The sequence below is a fragment of the Mycobacterium sp. 1165178.9 genome (genome assembly GCF_001673555.1).
GTDB lineage: Bacteria > Actinomycetota > Actinomycetes > Mycobacteriales > Mycobacteriaceae > Mycobacterium.
The window spans coordinates 1-1,832 of sequence record NZ_LZMB01000089.1 but is presented as its reverse complement, the minus strand read 5'-3'; the positions used below and the strand labels follow the sequence as shown (position 1 = coordinate 1,832).

The following is a 1,832-nucleotide window of genomic DNA, read 5'->3' as shown; positions in this document are numbered from 1 at the left end:
GTGCCCGCGGTGTATGGCGTGGGCGCAGTATCGATTCCTTGAGCGTGACGACGACAAGCTCGAGTATCAGGTGCATTGCGATGCGTGCGGGAACCTGTACTCCGAGGTGACCATCGCGTCGACCGTCACCACGCCGGCCGCGTAGGCGGGCCGCCCGGCCGCCGTTGCACGCCGAAACGGCGGTCGTGACCTGCTACGTTACGAATCTCCGTCCTGGTGTAAGGTCTGGACCGCGAGCCAAGACGCACCTCACACTCAGAGCAGCGCCTAGTGCGCGCAACGCCGTGCGAAACGCGTTGAAAGGGGCGGCGTGAACGAAGTATTGGCGCGAGCCGGCATATTCCAGGGGATAGCCCCTGATGCGGTCGATGCCTTGGCTCGCCACCTGCAGCACGTGGCCTTCCCGCGCAGGCGGACCGTCTTCGTCGAAGGCGAGCTGGGTGACGACCTCTACGTCATCTTGTCGGGCACTGTGAAGATCCGCCATCAGACGGCGGACGGTCGCGAAACCGTTTTCGCGGTGCTGGGCCCCGGGGACGTGTTCGGTGAGCTGGCGCTGTTCGATCCCGGCCCGCGGACCTCGACGGTGATCACCCTGACCGAGGTGAAGGCGGTCCGGATGGACCGCCCCGCCCTTCGGACATGGATTATCGAACGTCCCGAAATCGCAGAGCAGCTGCTGCGGGTGTTGGCGCGCCGACTCCGGCATACCAATAACGCTTTGAGCGACCTGATCTTCACCGATGTCCCCGCCCGAGTGGCGAAGCAAATCCTCGACCTGGCAATGCGATTCGGCACTAGCAACGGTGGCTCGGTGCTGGTCGAGCACCACCTGACGCAGAAGGAACTCGCTCAACTCGTGGGATCCTCGCGTGAAACGGTAAACAAAGCGCTATCGGACTTCGCCCAACGCGGGTGGATCCGACAGCAGGGCAAGGCCCTCATCATCGACCAACCCGCGAAACTGGCCCGTCGCGCGAGGGCATGAGGCCACAAAACCGTTTGATGCTTAGGTGATCGACCAGAATTCCAAGAGGGTTCGTAGCGTCGCGACCAGGGGGAGGGGCTGGTCCAGCATGGGATGGTGGCCGGCCTGCGCCAACTCCACGAAGGGGCCACGCAGCTGAAGCAGGGATCGGATGCGTTCGGCCATATCGGGCGGCACCAAACCGGCTTCGCAGCGCAAGTATCCTACGCGGCAACGCATTGCGGCCAGCATGGTCTCCAACGACTCCTCATCGGCGGGCGTCGGCTCGAGAAACTCACCGGCGAAGATGGCCGGGTCGAACTTCCAGATCCATCCACCGTCGGTTTTGCGTATCGACTCGCCCGCTATGTGCTGTCGGACGTAGGGCAGGATCGACTCCTGCGAGGGCACGGCCGTGAACCGGGCCAGGATCTCGTCCCTCGTCTGGTAGCGGGTGTGTTTGCGCCTACGCAGTCGCCCTTCTTCGGGCGCACGTTCCCACAACGGCGAGTCGATCACCAGCATGCTGTTGATCTGCCGGCTGTAGTGCATCGCGGCCGTGGACACGACCCAACCGCCCATACTGTGGCCGACGATCGTGGGCCGTCCGGCGGGGCCGGCGGCCGCCGCGGCCGCCATCACTTCGCTTGCCCAGGTACGCAGGTCGTAATGCCCGCGCGATTCGCTGTCACCATGCCCGGACAGATCCGGCGCGATCACGCGATGGGTGCGGGCAAAGAACGGCGCGATGTGATCCCACCAGCCTGAATGTGCTCCTCCGCCGTGGACGAGCACCACCGGAGGCTGGTCAGCTGGGCCCCAAACGCGCAGGTGTACGCGGCAACCGTCGACGTCGACGTCGCAG

Annotated in this window: 2 protein-coding genes; one reads left to right on the top strand and one right to left on the bottom strand. The window is 64.8% G+C overall.

The annotated features are described in order from the left end of the window. Positions 1 to 310 precede the first annotated feature (310 nt). A complete protein-coding gene (locus A5652_RS04600) occupies positions 311 to 988 on the top strand; it encodes a Crp/Fnr family transcriptional regulator (RefSeq protein WP_067347100.1) in 678 nt (225 codons plus the stop codon). A gap of 21 nt (positions 989 to 1,009) precedes the next feature. On the opposite strand, the gene A5652_RS04595 is transcribed toward A5652_RS04600, so the two are convergent. Next, on the bottom strand, positions 1,010 to 1,832 hold an 823-nt coding region (locus A5652_RS04595; protein WP_232001085.1), incomplete at its 5' end, for an alpha/beta fold hydrolase.